This window comes from Candidatus Lokiarchaeum ossiferum (assembly GCA_025839675.1).
GTDB classification, from domain to species: domain Archaea; phylum Asgardarchaeota; class Lokiarchaeia; order Sigyniarchaeales; family Promethearchaeaceae; genus Lokiarchaeum; species Lokiarchaeum ossiferum.
In genome coordinates this window covers 1,865,874-1,884,707 of the sequence record CP104013.1, presented here as the reverse complement: position 1 = coordinate 1,884,707, position 18,834 = coordinate 1,865,874, and the positions used below count along the sequence as shown (strand labels likewise).

The following is an 18,834-nucleotide window of genomic DNA, read 5'->3' as shown; positions in this document are numbered from 1 at the left end:
TTGACGAATAATATCGAAATTTGCAAGTATTTTTTGGTGAACTACTCTCTATCTCAGTCTCTTTCAACTTTTGGTTGTAACACTTCGTTATAAATATTTTCGAGGGATGCAAAATATTGTTTAGTGGGTCCCCACATTTGCTTTATTGGCTGATGGTTGTCAATTTTTAGTTTATGAGTCTCGCTCCGCGTTTTCTTCAGTAAGATTAAGCGGTTTTCATTGACTTGAATTTTCGGAGAATTAGTGGGCGGGGTCATTTTCATACTTCTTTTTTGTTAGATAAACTAGAAAAAAATTAGAATGGAATTTTATTCCTCTTCAGCGATAGGAACTTTCATCCCTGGTTTTTTAGAAAAATTTACTTCTAAAATTCCGCGTTTTAATTTAGCTTTTACTTTTGCCGGATCGATTTCATCATGAACCGGAATTTTTACGCTAATCGGCCGTTTCCATATTGCATCTCCAATGTTTATAATTTTTTTCCGTTTTGGAGGGTCTTTTTCGGTGTTTTCTTGTGGTTTCTTTGCTTCTATCAGAATTGCATCTCCTTTGACAGAAACTTCGATATCTTTGACATCAAATCCAGGTAAGGGCATAGTGACATAGTATGTCCCTTCGTCTTCTTCTAAATCGTAGGGCATATACCCCGCATATTTATTCATGTAGAATTGAAACATTTGGGGGTTTGGTCCGTGGCATCCGTGTGTGTAGTGCATGTGTCGTGTGTCTCCTGTGTGTTAATGGTGTGTTTCTAAAAAAATTTAATAGAGATAGGGGTATCGTTTCTGTAAAGTTTTAAGTTGCTTGTTACTCTGATTAAAATATTTCCAATCTTTCTGTTCAATTTTACCAGTTCTACTGGCCACTTGTTCCTTTACGGATAGTTCGTTTGGTGTTTGGATATTTATCTCCATGAGATCTTGTGGCATGAAAATCTGTTGATCAAAGATGGCTTCCCATGCCGGATTCTGTAGTTGGTCAATTGTAAGTCCTTCGGACATCGCTAGGTCTCCATAGTATCAGATAGTTCATAAAAAAATGATTTTATTCAGTTGTTTAGGTGGATGGTTTCGTGTTTTTTGACATCATCTCCAGGTCTGTTGGTTGATGGTTTGGGGTAGGGTTGGTCTTATGGTTGGGTTTTGGTTGGGTTTTTTTTTTGTTTGGTCTTGTAGTTGGGGTTTGGGTTGGTGTTTTAAAAAATGGTGTGAATTTATGAAATTCATAATTGCAAAAGCTGAATGTTAAAGGTATGAATCAATCATCTTCCACGATTGGAATCTTGGTCCATTGTTCTTTTTCCTTATTACATTCATCGATTTTCTGTTGTATTGCTTTTAAACGTTTCTCGATATGTTGCAATCGCTGGTCTGCTTGTTGTTGAATTCGAATTTTGGATTCTTCGAGTTTTTCCTTCATAGCTGTCAAGTGTTTTAAAGAACCGGAGATATTGGATGAACAAACAGATTCTTTTGAAAATATTGTTTCATCATACTCGTGACCGGCTCCAAAATGGAAACAAGAAGGAATGTCTGACATATAATTCATTCTTTTATTGAAAGGTAAAGTGCCAATCAATATTTTATAGAGTTTGGGCATAAAGCTAAGGGTATCGTCGATAATCTTTGGTGTACTCTCTTGTAATCGTTGTTTTCCTTGATCTGTGATTTTGTATATTTTCTCCAGTTCTTTGATATCATTTGCATCACTAAGTTTCTTGAGTTTTGGGTAGATTGTGCCGGGGGATACATTTGTTATCGGAAAGAATTCTTTAATTTTCATCACTAATGAATAACCAGATAATCCTTCGGTGTTGTCATTTAGAATTGATAGTATGATTAGATCCAAAGCTTTACGCGGGAACATTTTTTTCCGATTTCCTCTTGTACGAATTATTCGATTTCGAAGTATTCGTTTTCGAACTCTAAAATAATAATAACAAAACGTTAATTTAAAGCTTCGCATTCGAAGTGTTTTTTGACAACATTCTGTTAACAATATGCAAAATTATCCTTGAAAATATCATTGGACTTCTCTATACTTCTACTTATAGTTCTTACGCTCTCATATCCAAAATTTGTTATCTAAACTTGTATTTTGCTATTAAAATCCCATTTTTTCAAAAGCTGGGAAAAAAAAATATGGTTTTATTGGGTGAGTGTGTTCAAAACTTCTTTTTTGAAAGAGGAATATTGACCATTTTTGATTAACTGAATAAAATCGTATGAGTTAGTTTCCTTATTTTCTAAGTTCAATTTGTGGCATTGTGCATATCGATGATTTCTTCCTTGACTTGATTTGATTGAGCTTTTTCTTTTTCTCGCAAAAATGAAAAATTTTGCGCCGCAAGATGCTCTGCTACGTGATAAAGGGGACCATGGATCCATCCATAATATTTATTTAATCCGATGAAACCTATCATAACAAGAAATAAACCTCCAATTCCCAAGTTCGCCTTAGGATGGGAAAATAATTTGTTCATGAATAAGAAAATTGTGAATATTATTGTTCCAAAAGCGAATAGGGTGTATAATAATCGCCAAATAATTCTTTTTTGTTCAAATTCTTTTTTGAGATTAAAAGTTAATTTTTCATAACAATTGATACAAAAGTCTCCCTGACGACAATTTGCGCACTTGATCCTTCCACATTCAACACATCTATGAATTTGAGTGGAATAACTCTTCGTATCAAGACCACATATCTCACATTCAAAATTGATCCTAAATTGTCTCATACATGTCATTGATGTAGTTCTACCTTAAAAATCATTTGCTTAGTATGAAGGTCTTGATCGCTCCTTGATTACAGTCAGATTTTCATCATTCTTTAAAGAAACCAGATTAATCCCTAAAAAACGGGAAATTAAAATGTATTTTTACTAAAATTAACTTGATTCTATTTGTATTGGTCCAATTATCATTCATGAAAGTCAATTAATTTGACAAAATGATAAAGATCACCTAGTTAAATCACAAAAAAGATTATTTTAAAATATGATCCTATGTAAGATGTTAGATAAGGAACAAAAATTTAAAGGAATGAAAATGAAGGTATGAAATTTAAAAAAACAATCACAGTTATTGTAATTTTCAGTATTTTTCTTTGCAATGATTCAATAATTTCAAATATATTTAGTGAATCTAGTCAAGGTAATGTTCTACACGAAAAAAATATGTTGGAAAAAAAGGAAACACATCTGGATGAAATGATTGCAAATCCTATTTCATCAGCAGCAAGTAGTTTCCGATGGTGGGATGAATCATATGAATATAGGATAGAAATTGAAGTCTCACCAAATGGGGTTTCTCAAACTGATGCGCCTGTTCAACTCTATTTGAATTTTACAGAATATTTTAACGAGTTTGATTTAAATAATAGAGTTAATGCAAGTAGTTTAAGGTTGATTGAACAAACTACTTCTGGTTCAGCAAATTCTATTCCAATGCAATATGATCCTGCTATATCCGATACTTCTGATAATGGAGAGCTTGCTTGGATCATTGAGGGAAGTTTTGGACCCTCAATATCCAAAACATATTTCCTCTATTTCTGCTTAGGTAATACTAACGCGTTGAATGACCCTATTATAAGACATCCTGATACACGGGGCTTGAATTATGGCCCACTTCGGCTTTTTCATGAAGGGTTTGAAAGAAGTACTCTGAGTGGAGTAATTTTGGATTTTTATGACGGGAACGATGATGGCTATGATGATTATTATTTATACTCTGATGAAGTCCATCGTGGAGCTTCTTCTATGAGAATTGAGTATAATGATTGGAGAGCTCAAGATGTGGGTGCACCAATACCAGTTATAGGGGAAACTTGGTTAACTTACAGTACTTTTGCGTGGGAAGCATATGGGACGGCAGAAATTGTCGGATGTGCTGTATCCAATGTAAGAACTAGTTATACAAATGAATTTTTAGGTATACAAAATTCTGGTTCGCAAACTTGGGCTTATTTGGAACAAGGCGATTATGTTGACGCATTGGGTGAGTGGAATAATTTTAATGTTGATTTGAGTAGTTTTGCAACTGATATTGAATATTTGGTCTACATTTTTGATGATGATTCCAGTCGTTCCCTCAACAACTATGTCTTATTCGATGATATGTCAATTTGGAACGTTACTGTTAATCAACACAAAACGAATGATGTTATTCCAACATTAGGTGCTATCGAGTCTGTCTCTTCAAACCTTGAAGTTCAAGTATTGGATATTGATGGGTTTCCGGTGCCTAATGCTGTGGTTACGATCAATAAAACTGATAGTGTATTTGAGCAAATTCAATCAACAGATGAAAATGGTTATACGGTTTTTACCAATGTTTTAATTAATCAACGATACAATATTACTATTGAATATCTTTCTGAAGGAAGGACTGAAACATTCATTGCAGCGTTTATTGATGAAGTCCTTTTAGATGAATTTGATTATAGCATTTTGATCCAGTCTAACATTTGGTCCATGGATTTTCATGTTAATGATTTTGATGATTTACCGATCTCAAATGCGAGGGTGGTGGTGTATAATGATTCAATAAGTCAAGAAATTCTTGCAAATAGCACAGTGGATTCAAATGGCTATACCACAATTCGATGTCAGAATTATTCTAATCAATTTGATTACGAAGTCTTTTATGATACTACTTTCTTGCCAGCAACTTATGTTTACAATGATCCCATTTTTAGTATCTATAATGGAACGATGACTCGAACTTCCACTGAATCATCTGATTTGATTACCCTGGATTTGATTGATCAATCCAATTTTGATGCAGGTTCTGGAAACTTTACTAGTGGAACTCTTTTTATTATTTCATTGGATGCTTCTTTATTTAATTCAAAGCGAATCGGGTATGTAACCGCTGATTTTATTAATTTTGATACCAACATTACTGAATATTATGTTTATGGAACAAATTATCAAGATATTGAAGTCGAATTATTGCACAATGCAAGTATTCAAAACTCAAATATAACAGTCTCGACAAATGGGATTGATGTAAAAGATCTTAGATTCCAAATAAGCGATACATCTTCGGCACAGAGTGGGAAAATCAATGTCAGCTATTATGAAAGAAGCACTGAATTTATCACGGCCAATTTGACCACAATTTCATTCAATGTTAGCGCCCTTACTCAAGAAGATGGATCAAATCAACCTTTGTCCAATGCAATCTGTATGTTTTCAAATGCTTCTTCGTCGGAGTCTATAGCAAATATAACTACTCCAACCGATGGGCAAATAGATTATACTTATTTTAGATATACACCATCATCCTACGGTAATTACTCTCTTGGAATCGAATTTGTTGGGGAACCTCAAAGTTTGAATAAAACTTCTTGGGTTTTTGATCCCCTGGCTGTTGGAAGTTGGAGTCCTAGTCTCGATTTTTCAATGGACACTGCAGAAACAAAAGATGTACTGGTGGATTTTCTGGATTTATCTAGTTATCAAACAAAAGTTGAAATTAATTCCACAGGAGTGAATCTTTATTGGGGAGAATCTCAATCCTTTGCAGTGAATTTCTCAAGTTCCGATGGTGAAGATCCGTTTGCATTGCTGGATGCTGATAACATCAACTATTTTGTATACGATCAAGAGTTGGTGCTGGTCTTAACTAGTTCTATGCAACGGATATCTCAAGGAATATATCAATTTACTCTCAATTCTTCCAATCTTGTGGGTGGCAATTATTATACTCTTGAAGCGGTTGCAACTAAAGCTGGATACCCCGTACATAATAAAACCACAATTCCTCTTCAAGTCTTCAATTTAGATACTTCGGTCTCTATTATTGACGAGTCTAATCAAGCTCAAATTAATAAAGTGGTGATATCAAAAATTTGGGGTGAACAATTTGATGTCACTTTAGTTTATCAGCATAATTCACAAGATCTTTCGGGAGCAAGTGTATTATTGAACTGGGATTATGAAACGAATGCATTATTTTCGGAGCAATCTTCAGGTGAATTTTCTAACTATACTTATGAGATAGATACGTTGAAAGCCTTGGAAATTGGACAATATCGCCTGGAGATAGTTGTTACTCTGCAAAACTATACAAGTCAAAATACTTGGATCGATTTGATAATACTTCCTATCGCAACCGATATTAATCGTGATGATTACGCTAGTGCGCTTGAGAAATATTGGAATGAAAACTTAACACTTTCAGTAAACTTTACTGATACAATTAATAATTTACCTGTCTCAGGGGCAACAGTTTATTATAACTTGGTTGGTGATCCTGAATTCAATGCTTATTATATTTCTGAATCAAATGAAGCTGGAATTTATAATATTACCCTGAATTCTACAAGTTTCGGTACGACAGGATCCTATACCCTACAGGTTGTGGCTCAAAAAGATAACTATCAAAGTCAGCAGATGTGGGTCTCTATAAATGTAAATATTATCCCAACGTCCATCAGCACAGCAAGTACACAAATATCCCGAAATTTTGGAGAATCTTTTGTGTTGTCTATTAATTATTATGATGAACATAACAGCAGTTCTCTCCCAATTACAAATGCAGATCTTGTTTCTTATTCAGTTAGTGGTCCCGATGGTTATACAGGTTCTGGAACTTTAACTCATACATCATCTGGGATTTATAATTCTACCGTATTTTATACGGATGACTTCCCTGAAAGCGGTGGGACGTTTTATTATACTATTACAGCAACTAAGGAAGAATTTCAGCAGAAAGTAATTGTTATTTCCGTTGATATTGATATTCGACCAACTGATTTAACTTCCCTTGAATCTCAAATTGATGTATTTTGGAATCAGAATTTCACCCTTTCATTGACGTATGAAGATTTAACAATTCCAGCATCGCCGATTGGCATTACAGATGGAAGTGTTTCTTATTCTGTAGTTGGAAAGAGTGCAATTTTTGGAGATCTGATTCATATTGCAAATGGAAATTACCAAATGGAATTAAATTCAACTGTGTTTACTAGTGCTGGAACATATACGATCCAAATTGAAGCGAGTAAAGTAAATTATGGAACTAGATCGTTATCCATTCTCTTGAATATTTCCAAGATTCCCGTTAATTTGGTCGGGAATGATGAAATTGATGTATTTTGGGGTGAAGGGTTTACTGTTTCTGTTACTTTAACTGATTCTAGAGATGATTCTCCTATTCTTGATAGCAATGTCGATTTTAGTGTCTCGGGTTCAGGATATTCAGATTTAGGTATCCTTAATCATCAATCGAGCAATCCAGGTGTGTATTCCTTTGATTTCAATTCAATTAATTTTGATCACGCAGGAACTTATACTTTTACAATCACTGCAACAAAGAACCAATATGAAACCGTTCAAATGAGTATAGTGTTAACTATTTCCATTGTACCTACAGATTTAGTTCTTAATGGTGATTCCGTTATTGAAGTGATCTGGGGTGAAAATTTTGTTCTTTCGGTTACTTTTACGGATGAACAACTTGCGTCTTCTATTCCGATAAATGATGGAACCGTCTCTTTTACCATAAGTCCTGTAGGTGTAATTGCTTCTGGTTTTCTTACTCCTCAAGGCTCAGGAATTTATTATTTATCATTAAATTCTGAAACCGATATTGGAGGTAATGGAACTTATACCATAACCATGACTGCAACGAAAAATCAATATTTGACTCAACAGGTAGTGTTAACCGTTGATGTTTCAATTATTTCTACAATTTTGACAGCAGATGAATTAACTATTTCAAAACAATTGAATCAGAATTTTAACATATCTGTAAGTTACTTGGATAACTCTGATTCACAGAATCCTATAGCAATTACCGATGGATCCATTTCTTATGTGGTTTCTGGACCAAGTGGGTATTCTGCGTCTGGGACTATTTCCCATGTTGGTGGTGGTACCTACAATATCACATTTAATACTGATGACGATTTTCCTGGAGCTGGAACTTATACTTTCATCGTTGTAGCGAGTAAGGATGAATATCAATCTCGACAGTTAACAGTTATTGTAGATATTAATTTAATCAAAACAAATCTAACTTTAATCTATTCAGATGAAATTGAATATTTCTGGGGAGAGAATTTTACAATTGGTGCATATTATGAAGATGTTGTAGATCCTCAAGATATTCAAGAAGTAATTGGTGGTCAAATCTCGTATAATGTCTCTTCTTTATCTGAAATTACAGGATTTTTGAATTATATAGGTTCTAATGAATTCCGTTTGGAATTTAATACAACACAGTTTGGTCAAAACGGTACCTATACCATTCAATTGGATGCCTTCGCAGAAACATATGGAAGTCGCCAAGCTTTAATTGTTTTGACCATCAAGATAATTCCAACTTCTTTGTCCTCTAATCATATAGATGATGAAAAAGTGGCATATTGGGGAGATATTTTTAATATTTCTGTAAACCTTATGGATATTAGAAACCTCAGTGTTCCTGCCGCCATAATTGGAGGTCCAGTAACCTATTCCGCTGTTGGATATGGTAATGGGATCTTCACAGACTCTGGAATGGGGTTATATACTCTTGAACTCAATACGATTGATTTTGGTAAACAAGGAACTTACACATTCCGAGTTAAATTCACCAAGTCGCAATATGAAACGAATCAAATATATATCACCGTCTATGTTAATGGTATTTCCACATCTATAAGTGCAGAAGCAACGTCATTTGATAAAACATGGAAGGAAAATTTCACCGTTTCAGTCTCTTTCTTCGATACTCATAATGACGGACCAATAACGGATGGGGAAATTTCTTATTATGTTGGACAAGTTTCTGGTTTTACAGGGTATTTGACTCCGATTGGTGGAGGAGTATATGAGATCGAACTAAATTCTACTGAGTTTTTAAGTGTTGGGTCTTATACTATGCATCTTGAAGCCACAAAATATCAATATCAAACTCAAAACTTAGTGATAAATGTAAAAATCAATCGGATTCAAACGAGTATTAATAATTCCATATTTGTAAATTTGGATACTTCAATTAATGTGACCACAGGATATCAGATGATTTTCGCTTATGAGGATAGTGAATACGTTGGCATTTCAAATGCAATTGTTGCTTACTACGAATGGGAATTCCAAGGCATAACTCATGAAGGCCAATTGGTTGATATTGGGGATGGAAAATATCTCCTTGATTTCAATACTGCTACACGTCAAGTTGGAATGTATTTCTTTGTTGTTCATTTGGGTCAAGCAAATTATATTGAACGATCTGCGTCAATTACTTTGAATATTAAAGAAAAACCAATATCTCTAACATTGAGCGCTGAATTGGCGGATAAAATTGTTGAAATGCCTGAAGGTGAAAATATTGTGATCGAATTTTCTTTATATGATCCCGTCGCTCAAGCACCTTTAACGGGGGCAGCAGTTTCAATGAACTATCGAGGTAGTAATTGGACTGTCGAAGAAACTGATACTCTTGGAACATATCGATATGTGATAGATACTGCTTCCATCGATTATAACGCACTACTTGCAGCAAAAACCGAAATTGCAATCGTTTCAGTAGATAAAGCAAATTATACCATTGAGCCATTTACAATTACTATTTCAGTAACACCTCCAGAATTTACTGTAGGAAATGTAGGTGTTCCAAAGATCTTTGTATTTATTGGTGGTGCAGTGGGATTATTGGCAATAGTTATTGCAGGAGTGACCAAGTATGTCCAATATGCAAATATTCCGATGATTATCAAAAAGATTAATGCAACGAAAAAAGATATTGAAAAGAACAATGAGATCGGTGAATCCAATATCTCAATAAGCTCCAAAGAAGAAATTGTTGAACGTCTTAAAGATCGATGGGATATTTTAGATTTAGATCTTGCTTCGATTTTAGGGGTGAATGATGTTAAAACTGCATCAGATTCTGTCATTACCACTGGTGATGAAGAAGTAGGAGGGCTTTAAAATGCCCACCGGATTAGTCATTATGCATTGGGATGAACGGGTGGGTGTCGAAGTGTTAGGGGCCTACCCTGAAGAAGTGGTCATTCAAGAGAAAACCTTGATGCAACTCTATTCCCAACATGAATTTACCGGTGAAGCTGGAATGGTGTCATTGACGGCAGGGGCGGTCAATCTCGCTTCCTATTATACCGGACCCGAATCGGCAGTGTATGTGATCTTGATTCTCACCGCTGAAGAAGATGGGGATGTGTATGAAGAAGGATTGGCGGAAATTACGCGTCAGATTCTGATGAATTTGGAGTCGGATTCCTTAAATTCGATTTTGCCTCCCTTGTTCCAACGTCTATCAGTCTATCCAACGTTAACCGAAGAACAACGCTATGGGATGTTATTAAATAGTGATGTCAAACGGATGTTATTGAATCGGTTACGGGAAGAAACCGCCATCTCGAAATCCGAAATCTCGATTTGGATGAAGGATCAATACCGCGAAGGTTTTGTGGATGTGGAAAACCTCTTGGCGGGGATGGTGAAACTTGGGCTTGTGAAAATCGCTTCCGTGAAGGGGTTATCTTCTGATTTGGTCTTTTTAACCGAGGATATCATGGTTTTACGTACTCCTCCGGTGGAGTTGGTCAAAGATCCCGTGGATCATCATCTACCGGCATCTTTGAAGGATTCTTACATCAAGGAAGTACGCAATTTCTTTGAACTGTATGTCCCCAGTGAAGCGGATAATTTGGCGATCATCGATAAAGTACTCTTGGATCCGGCCTGCTATGAAGTGATTAAATTGATGCGGGAAGCCATGGTGACTCGCAACGATTTGGAAAAACTTCGGAAGAAAGGGGTGGATGATGTGGATCGGGTTTTGAAAGCCATGTGGGAAACCAAGATGATTGCGGTCTTCCAAGATGATAAGAACAATGAATATTTCTGTTTGACCTCGGATTTCTTCATTGAACGTTTTTATCCGCGTTATAATATTGACAACATTCGTCAACAGTATCGTACCCGCTCTCAAAATCCGAATGCGCTGTTAAAAGCCTTGGATATGATGAAGGACGAGTATTATGCCCAAGTGAAATTGAAGAAAGCGGCGGCGAAAAAGAAGGAAGAAGTCGCAGTAGAATAATTCGTGGCGTAATTTTTTAATTTTTTTTACTTCCTAAAAACAATTTAACCAATTTTACTTCTTCAACATTTTTTTTGATTTTTACCATTTCTCATTTCTGGATATGGAATAACCTCTTCTAACTCTTAAATGTGAATTAATCTATCAAATTTCCTTAGCATTTTGATTCCTTAATTCGATTATAACAAAAGAAAAATCCATTATTATAAGGAATGGTTCTAATGTGAAAGAAATTGATAAAACTTCAATTTCCATTATTGTATTGGAATTCCAAAATCTATGGGGATGAGCGAAAAATAAATATACGACTTATACAAACTATAAATGCAGATTAAGATTTTTAAAAAGGAGAATGAAAATATGTTGAAATCTCTCAAAAATAAAGTAAAAATTATAAGCATACTATTTATCGTGTGTAGTAGTAGTCTTCAAATGAGTAGTTTTTTAGATTCTAATATCGCATCAGACGCATTTGAAAATCTGGTTGGCGATGAGTCTGAAAATACTGCATCTATTAGATCAAGTGGTATTATTGCCTCAGATCATTTAGTTGCTCATTATGATTTTGAAGATTCCGAAGATTTGGGGCGCGATGTCACAAATAATGGTCATGACGGAACTCCTGAAGTCGTGAGTCAATATTTAGATCCCGAAAGAGGAAATGTGTTGGATATTCCAGAATCCAATTCACGTATTCGTTTAATAAATGATGTGGATCTTGATGAACAATGGACCATATCTGCTTGGTTCAAAGATATTGTCCAAGTTGGTAGGTGGCAAATGTTAGTATGTGGTCAAGGACAATTTTGGGTTGGGGGTTATCCTAACACTTATGATTTAGGAACTTATGATGCGGGTTGGTCTGGAATAGGTCATGACTTGAGTTCTTATACCGGATGGCATCATTTAGTCGCAACAGGTCATGATTCTCAAACTGATTTCTATATAGATGGGGAATTTTTGGGGAGTGCTAACCGAAAAACAATGTCAGAAGTGTATATTCTTGGAAATTATCGATCAAATAACTATCGTTTTGCAGATTATCTCGACGACATACGTATCTATGATGTGGAACTAACAGATGAAGAAATTGTGGATATATATAATGGCGATCAAAAAGATCCATGGTATTCTGACGGTAATGAATATCAATATAGATTTTCCATTGATGTAACTGATGAAATGAATTTGGAAACAGATAAAACTCTCTCTCAAAAAATAAATTTTACTGACCAGCTTTCGAATATGCGATTATCTGCAGATATTGACTTAGATTCTGCAATTTTAGTTGAATATAATTCTACTTCTAGTTTGAACGGCGAGCGTACAATGACTATTGATTGGGATGATGAAGTTATTGGGTTTGATTCACAATTAAATGCAACTGCTACAATTTCTTGGATAAAAAATGGATCCGATACAATATCTTGTAATAATACTTATGGAGGCTTTATTCGAAATTGGGCCGTGGTTGGTACGGAAACTCGAGTGATAAATTTAGAAAACTATTATAGTCCAGATGATATTACTTTTGGATATCAATGGGATGAATACCTAAGTAATGGTAATTATATTGATTTTAGCGTGCCTTTGGGTGTACCAGGAGGTACAAATCATTATGCTTGGGCGCAAACCTATATATATTTTCCTGAAACTGTTGATTCAACATATACTTGGTTTACTGCTGAACGACTTGATGATATGTGGCTTTATTGGGACGGTGTAAATCGAGGTTATAATTATAATGATTCAACCGCGGATTTAACTCAATATATACGATATAATTTGGCTAAGGTGACTAAAGGGTGGCATTCCTTATTGGTACGTTACAGAAATAGGGATGGTGATTCGAATTGGGGTTTTACGACTGGTTTTTCAAGTAGTAATAATGTTTTAACGGAAATCCCAGATCTTGCCTTATCAACTACCTACACTCGTGAAGTAAGAAAATACTACGTATATTTCAATACAACTGGAGAAGTAGAATCAATTATTAATAACAATTATTTTGGTGGTTATGCTTATTTAAATCAAACTTCTTCATTTATGGGAATGCCTGAAATATATGTGAATCCTCCAACGTATCGTGAATATCAATCAAATTTAGCTATGATTTCTGAAGCTCCATGGTGGGATGCCCAATGGAGCTATCGATTGAATTTGAATTTATCGTCCCCAAAAGGAAACCATTATTACAGTAATTATTTAATAGAAGAAGAATTGGATTTTACTGAAATATTCACTGATTTAGGGGTGTTTTCCACATTTGACGAAAATTCAATTCGAATTATTGAATGGGATGAATTTTCGGGAGAATCTCGAGAAATTCCTTATCAATTTGATAAAGATGAATATTTCATTGCAGAGAATAACGCAAAAGGGACTCTTTGTTGGGTGGCAGATGGGAAAACTACTTCATCACGTTCTCGATTTTATTTCATATATTTTGACAATACTGAATTTGATTATAAAGACGCTGTTAATTATACAAGTTCGAGTGCTCTCGATTATATCATGAATGATAACGATGATTTTACAATTAGAAACTCTAAGATTCAAATATCCTTGGCTGAAGGTTTGCCTCCTGTTGGTCAATATCATGATCATATTTATGAGGTGACCGATCTTAGATCCGGTAAAACTTTAACTAATCCAGGGACAAGTCGAGGCTGGGCTTTGAAAGATTGGCAATATGGTGGAATAACTCAGCGATATGATACTGAGCCATACAATTGTTTTTATGGTCTATCAAGTTTACAAATTGTTTCAAGTGGTCCAATCCGAGTAGTTATGAAGATGGTTTTTGATTCGTCAGATTTTATCTACGAACGATTTTATACTCTGAATTATCTTGATGATACAATAAAAATTGATCACCAAATCTATGCAAAAACGGCAGTAGGTGCTGGATACTGGACTTTTACAAATGATTGGTCTCAACCAGTTGACGAAGATACAGCTTATGGATTTGGAGGGATGAATTTTGATGACGATGCAGATTTAGGAATCGATGGATCAAAGGAATTTTGTACAGATGATAGTTATAGTTCAATTGATACTACAGCAACTTATCTATTCCGTAAGGAAGCTTGGCATACAATGTGGGATGAAAATGATATGGTTGGAGTTGGAACTGTCTGGGATATTGCTCCAACTACATCTTATTCTTATCTTTATCGAGCGACATTAGGGGTAGGGGGTCTTTCAAATTCTTTTCAAATTCGTGCTCAAGCGGTACCTGCAGGAGATACGATGACATTCACGATGTACGGTCAAGTTTTTGATAATTATGATGGTGGTATAACAAAAATTCGAGCCAAAGGGTTACAGAATGATCCTAGGGTTATTAAAGGAACTGCTGTCGAAAATTATGATGCCAGAATTATGGTTAATTTAAAAGATATTGACCAAAAAATCATTGAAGGGGCATTTATTCAAATATCAAATAGCAGCGGCGAAGATATTACTATAAAACAAAGCAATTCATTTGGAAATGTGTCCTTTAAAGGACTATATGATGATATATGGTCATTTTCTGTAAAATATTCTGTGAATGATGCTGTTAACTATACTATATTTACCAAAGATATTACGTTTTCTATTGGTTCTGATGGTAGGCGTTATTATGATATATTTAATTGTAATCTAACAACCTTGAATATTTTTGTTGCTGATATTTATTATTCAGATTATGATGATCAAATTTTACGGTCGGCAAATGTCACGTTAATGAATGCAACTTCTGGTGTGAATGTTAACATCACCTCAAGTTTAACCAACAGTGATGGAATAGTTACTTTTAGATTACCAGCAACACAATGGAACTTTTCTGTATCTGTGAAAAACAAATTGCGTAGTTTTATCATTGGAAATGATATCGGACAAGATGAGAACTTAACAAACACTATTGTACTAACTAGCTTAACTTCTGTAGTATTCAACGTTTCTATTCAAGAACATAAGACTAAGTTGACTATCTCTTCGTTTAGCTCTCAGTATTGGTCTTCACAAAATATTACCACAATTGAACCTTATTCTATAGAAGTTTATTATGGAGAAATATTTTCATTAGAATTATATTTTGAAGATATTCAAGATGGTGTCCCTATTATAGGTGCAGGAGGTGTTTGGTCACTTTTACGGAAAGATTCGAATCAAATTGTGAATTCTTCAACTAATATTGGAGATCTTGATGTTGGTTCTGGTTTTTATAATCTTTCATTTTACACAGAATCATTATTTGCTGGCACTTATATCTTTAGTTTATTATTGAATAAAACGGATCTTCAAGATTCGTTTTTAGAGATTGAAATAGAAATATTGAACTTCAATTCTTATCTCGAAATGAAAAATGAGGGTGAAGATTTTGTTATTCAATGGAATAGTGCACTTTCCCTTCAAGTAGATTATTATAGTGTTTATCCTGAAATGAGAAACATTTCTAACGCCATTTTAAATTATGAAGTAGTAGGTAGAAGTGTTTCGGGGGTACTTGAACAATATGTTTTGAATCAAGATATGGATGATAACTGGTGTACATACAATCTTTCAATTGTGAATTTGAATTTACCTGTTGGAATTTATACTCTAAGAATTTTTGGAAATCAAACCAACTATAAGGAAGTTGATCAAACATACGCCCTTCAAATTATAGCAAATCCGACAGTATTAGATGTGTCTATCGATAACTTATTTGCTTACACATCTACTTATATGAAAGGTGCTAAAGGAGAAATTATTACCTTCCAAATCAATTATACAGATTTATCTGAAAACTATCTCGGTTTGAGTGCGTCAGTATCTGCATTCATTGAAGGTGTTGAAGATAATGCAGAAATTCCATTATTCAACAATGGAAATGGTGTTTATAATTGTTCCATTGATGTTGATTTATATGACATTGGGAAATACGATGTTAAGATTCAAGCTTCCAAGCTCTACTATGAAAGCAAATCAATTTATCTCGATCTTGAGATTTTAGATTATTGGGATACAAATCTGGAGATCATTACTCCTCCAACAGTATACCCTTGGAATAATATCTCATCCTTCGTTGTAAGATATGAAAGTGTCGATCCAACACGTTCTGATGTGGCATTAGATGCTGCTGATGTCCTTTCATTAAATATTACTCATAAAGTGGAAGGGATTGAATTACAATTATTAAGCTTAGGTGAAAATCAGCGAGGGTTATTATGGGATTGGGAAAATTTGAAAAATAATCCGAATTATGGAAGTGGGTACTATTTAATTTGGTTTAATACTAGTGTTGTATCTGTCGAATCGTCGGGGGTATTTTATGCTATTCCAACTCTAGACTATTCATTATACCAAAATGCATCGATTCGCCCATATATATGGATCACAGCCCTTCGAACTGGTCTGACTCCTTCAACTACTGAAATCCAAAATGTAGAGTCTTTTGAATTGATCTTAGATCAATCTACAAAGTTTTCCGTTAAATTAAATGTAACTGATGAAAGTAGTGCGATTTATGGGAAAAACATAGAAGGTGCACAATTGAATTATCAAATTGTGAGTAGAGAAGATGAGTCTCAAATACTTCAAAGTGGAATTCTCGATGATCTAAGTAATGGATTGTATCAATTCTCATTAAATGCAATTAAAATTGGTGAATACAAAATTTATGTCACTAGTTTTCTTGAAAATTATACATCTACAACAATTTCTGCATTTTTCAATTGTTTACGAAAAGAATTCTCCTTGCAAACTGGATTAAATATCGATAATAATACTATATTTACACCGAAAAATAGGGAAATTAGTTTTAGTATTAATATTGCTGATAAAATTAGTGGAATCAGTTTGTCTGATGTATCCGTCTCTTTTGAATTGAATGGAAAAACGTACAATTTGATTGAAGATTCTGCCACAGCTGGAGTGTATTCCATTACCTTAAGTTTAGATGAATTAGCTTTATTAGAAGCAAGAAATCAACCCTATCAATTTAATATAATTATTACAAGGGAAAATTATACAACAACTTCTATTCCTATTGCTTTTCAAGTTGGATTACCTATAGATCCACTAATAGGAGTCACTTATCGATCCTGGATGATAATTGGAGCTACAATTGGAGCTATGGCAGTAATACTTGCAACATACAGTTATATCAAGTATGCCAATATTCCATTAATAATCAAGCAAATTGACGCCACTAAGAAGGACATAGAAAAGAAGCGTTCCATTGGAGATGAGTTAATTACAGTGTCTGCTAAGAACGAAATATTAGAAAGGTTAAAAAATCGATGGTCTTTAATCGATTTAGATTTAGCAGCAGTTTTAAATCTCGATGAAGTTAAATCTAATAAGGATGCAAATGTCACTTCAGGTGATGAAAAAGTAGGAGGGCTTTAAAATGCCAACCGGATTAGTCATTATGCATTGGGATGAACGGGTAGGGGTCGAAGTGTTAGGTGCCTACCCTGAAGAAGTGGTAATTCAAGAGAAAACCTTGATGCAGCTGTATTCTCAGCATGAATTTACCGGTGAAGCGGGAATGGTGTCATTGACGGCAGGGGCGGTCAACCTCGCTTCCTATTATACTGGACCCGAATCGGCAGTGTATGTGATCTTGATACTCACCGCTGAAGAAGATGGGGATGTGTATGAAGAGGGCTTAGCGGAAATTACACGCCAGATTCTGATGAATTTGGAGTCGGATTCCTTAAATTCGATTTTGCCTCCCTTGTTCCAACGTCTGTCGGTCTATCCAACGTTAACCGAAGAACAACGCTATGGGATGTTATTAAATAGTGATGTAAAACGGATGTTGCTGAATCGGTTACGGGAAGAAACTGCCATTTCGAAATCTGAAATCTCGATTTGGATGAAGGATCAATACCGCGAGGGTTTTGTGGATGTGGAAAACCTCTTGGCGGGGATGGTGAAACTTGGGCTCGTGAAAATCGCTTCCGTGAAGGGGTTATCTTCTGATTTGGTCTTTTTAACTGAAGATATCATGGTCTTACGCACCCCTCCGGTGGAGCTGGTTAAAGATCCGGTGGATCATCACTTGCCTGCATCCTTGAAGGATTCTTACATCAAGGAAGTGCGGAATTTCTTTGAACTGTATGTCCCCAGCGAAGCAGATAATTTGGCGATCATTGATAAAGTTCTGTTGGATCCAGCTTGCTACGAAGTGATCAAATTGATGCGGGAAGCGATGGTGACCCGCAATGACTTGGAAAAACTTCGGAAGAAAGGGGTGGATGATGTGGATCGGGTTCTGAAAGCCATGTGGGAAACCAAGATGATTGCGGTCTTCCAAGACGATAAGAACAATGAATATTTCTGTTTGACCTCGGATTTCTTCATTGAACGCTTTTATCCGCGCTATAATATTGACAACATTCGTCAACAGTATCGTACCCGCTCTCAAAATCCGAATGCGCTGTTAAAAGCCTTGGATATGATGAAAGACGAATATTATGCTCAAGCGAAATTGAAGAAAGCGGTGGCGAAAAAGAAGGAAGAAGTCGCAGCTGATTGATTCTTCACTTAGTCTTTTTTGATTTTTTAAATATTTCTTTATTTATTGTAAATATGGTCCAAGTAAGGTTTCATTTTTTAATTTGACATTCTTATTTGGACTTTCTGCTTTCAATTTTCATTTTTTCTTGATTGTTTTATTTTTAATTCCTTAAATTTAAAAAAAGTGTTTTGTTTTAGTCTTTTAGCTAAATAAATTTTGCTTGTAAATTGTGAAAATTTATCCATAAAACTTATTTGACCTTTAGAGTAAGTAATATAA

At 34.8% G+C, this 18,834-nt stretch carries 9 protein-coding genes; 4 read left to right on the top strand and 5 right to left on the bottom strand.

From position 1 onward, the window contains the following. Positions 1 to 53: 53 nt before the first annotated feature. From NEF87_RS07675 to NEF87_RS07655, 5 genes are all read right to left on the bottom strand, one after another. Complete coding sequence (locus NEF87_RS07675) at positions 54 to 257, bottom strand: hypothetical protein (protein WP_457919319.1); 204 nt, start codon at positions 255 to 257, stop codon at positions 54 to 56. A 51-nt stretch (positions 258 to 308) separates the two neighbouring features. Continuing rightward, entirely contained in the window at positions 309 to 716 is a 408-nt protein-coding gene (locus NEF87_RS07670; protein ID WP_457919318.1) for an Hsp20/alpha crystallin family protein, read from the bottom strand. Positions 717 to 761: 45 nt separating this feature from the next. Next, positions 762 to 1,001, bottom strand: a complete 240-nt coding sequence (locus NEF87_RS07665; RefSeq protein WP_457919317.1) for a hypothetical protein — start codon at positions 999 to 1,001, stop codon at positions 762 to 764. A 256-nt stretch (positions 1,002 to 1,257) separates the two neighbouring features. Beyond that, a complete protein-coding gene (locus NEF87_RS07660; protein ID WP_457919316.1) occupies positions 1,258 to 1,866 on the bottom strand; it encodes a PadR family transcriptional regulator in 609 nt (202 codons plus the stop codon). A 385-nt stretch (positions 1,867 to 2,251) separates the two neighbouring features. Continuing rightward, on the bottom strand, positions 2,252 to 2,737 hold the full coding sequence (locus NEF87_RS07655; protein ID WP_457919315.1) for a hypothetical protein: 486 nt from the start codon (positions 2,735 to 2,737) through the stop codon (positions 2,252 to 2,254). A 318-nt stretch (positions 2,738 to 3,055) separates the two neighbouring features. Here NEF87_RS07655 and NEF87_RS07650 point away from each other — a divergent pair, with 318 nt between their 5' ends. From NEF87_RS07650 to NEF87_RS07635, 4 genes are all read left to right on the top strand, one after another. Next, positions 3,056 to 9,925 carry a hypothetical protein gene (locus tag NEF87_RS07650; protein ID WP_457919314.1) on the top strand — a complete coding sequence of 2,290 codons (6,870 nt, stop codon included), beginning with the start codon at positions 3,056 to 3,058 and terminating at the stop codon, positions 9,923 to 9,925. A 1-nt stretch (position 9,926) separates the two neighbouring features. Further along, positions 9,927 to 11,060: a hypothetical protein gene (locus NEF87_RS07645; RefSeq protein WP_457919313.1), complete on the top strand. Its 1,134-nt coding sequence runs from the start codon at positions 9,927 to 9,929 to the stop codon at positions 11,058 to 11,060. 360 nt (positions 11,061 to 11,420) lie between these two features. Next, complete coding sequence (locus NEF87_RS07640) at positions 11,421 to 17,438, top strand: LamG domain-containing protein (protein WP_457919312.1); 6,018 nt, start codon at positions 11,421 to 11,423, stop codon at positions 17,436 to 17,438. A 1-nt stretch (position 17,439) separates the two neighbouring features. After that, a complete protein-coding gene (locus NEF87_RS07635; protein ID WP_457919311.1) occupies positions 17,440 to 18,573 on the top strand; it encodes a hypothetical protein in 1,134 nt (377 codons plus the stop codon). Positions 18,574 to 18,834 lie beyond the last annotated feature (261 nt).